This window comes from Anaerotalea alkaliphila, assembly GCF_010179735.1.
In the GTDB taxonomy this organism is placed as follows: Bacteria; Bacillota; Clostridia; order Lachnospirales; family Vallitaleaceae; genus Anaerotalea; species Anaerotalea alkaliphila.
On sequence record NZ_JAAEEH010000090.1, the window covers coordinates 1 to 1284 of the forward strand.

1 protein-coding gene is annotated in these 1284 nt (G+C 53.4%); it reads right to left on the bottom strand.

The features are described 5' to 3' along the window. Positions 1 to 117 precede the first annotated feature (117 nt). Complete coding sequence (locus tag GXN74_RS14240) at positions 118 to 975, bottom strand: tyrosine-type recombinase/integrase (RefSeq protein ID WP_162371596.1); 858 nt, start codon at positions 973 to 975, stop codon at positions 118 to 120. Between the last annotated feature and the right edge of the window lie 309 nt (positions 976 to 1284).

Consider the following 1284-nt stretch of genomic DNA (forward strand, 5'->3'; position numbering starts at 1 on the left):
CTGCCGGATTTGCAGTTCATGATGGATAGGGAGGCCTTCTGCTGGACGGTGGAAGGGTTGAACTGCCGGGCATACGCCGGATAGGAAGCGTTGAAGATCCTCTGGATCTTGTACATGTCAGAAGCCCTCCAGCGTGTCGAAAGGGCTGACAGCCTTGCCGATGCCGCCATTGGCCAGCTGGACGTAGATGGCGGTCGAGTTGAAGGATTTGTGGCCAAGCAGGGATTTGATCGTCAACAGGTCGGTGCCGTTCTCATAAAGGTGGGTGCCGAAGGCGTGGCGGAAGGAATGGCAGGTGAGCCGGCGCTTCCAGCCCAAGCGGTCTTCGTGGGCATGGATGTGGCGGGAGAGGTAGGCGGGTCTGACCGGCTTGTCCGGACTTGATTTTTGGGGGAACAGGTAGCTGCCGGGCCTGCCGCAGGAGCGCCAGTAGTCTTCCAGCAGGGACAGGACCTTGGGGGACAGGAGGGCGTAGCGGTCGGAGCGGTTCTTGCCGCGGGCGACATGGATGCGCATGCTCTTGCGGTCGATGTCGGAGCATTTGAGGTGGCAGACCTCACCGATGCGCAGACCGGCAGAATACATGAGTGAGACCATGGTTTTAGGCTTCAGGTCGGGAATGGAAGAAATGAAGGCCTGTGTCTCCTGTTGTGTAGGGACAAAGGGAAGGTAGGAGTCGAATTTGCGGGAAGGCAGCTGGTACGGGTCCCAGGGCTTGTGGAGGACATACAAGGTGAAAAACCGCAGCTGGGAGATGCAGGCGTTGACGGTGCGGTCGGCCAGAGAACGCCTTGTCTGGATGAAGAGGACGAAATCCCGAAGCTCCTGCCAGGTCACATCCTCGGGTTGCTTGCCCAGCATGTTTTCCAGGTAGTCGAGGTAAGCGTGGATGTAAGTGGCATAGGATTTGAGGGTGTGGCCAGTCAGGCCACGAAGGGAAACCATTTGCTTGTAAGAATCAAGATAATGCTGCATAGAAATCCTCCTAAATCATGCAATGGATGAAAGGCAAAAGCAGACAAACATTGCATCGGAGGGCCCCGGACAAGAAAAAATCTGAATATGTAGTTGTTGTGTTGGGAATCACATAGTATAATACGCATAGTAGTAGGCTGTTTTTGGTCTGTGTGTGTTGTTTGGTGTGGTAACTTAACAATATAACACATATTCAAAAGCAGCTACTACTTTTTTGTTCTAAATCAAAAAAACATGGCTACGGGAAAGACTAAAGGCTTGAAAAACGATGTGCCTTGCCTAGCCATCGCGCCAGCGATTTGGTACAAT

Excerpts from the sequence above, each read along its gene's own strand:
- GXN74_RS14240 (WP_162371596.1), bottom strand. The coding sequence starts at position 975 with ATGCAGCATTATCTTGATTCTTACAAGCAAATGGTTTCCCTTCGTGGC.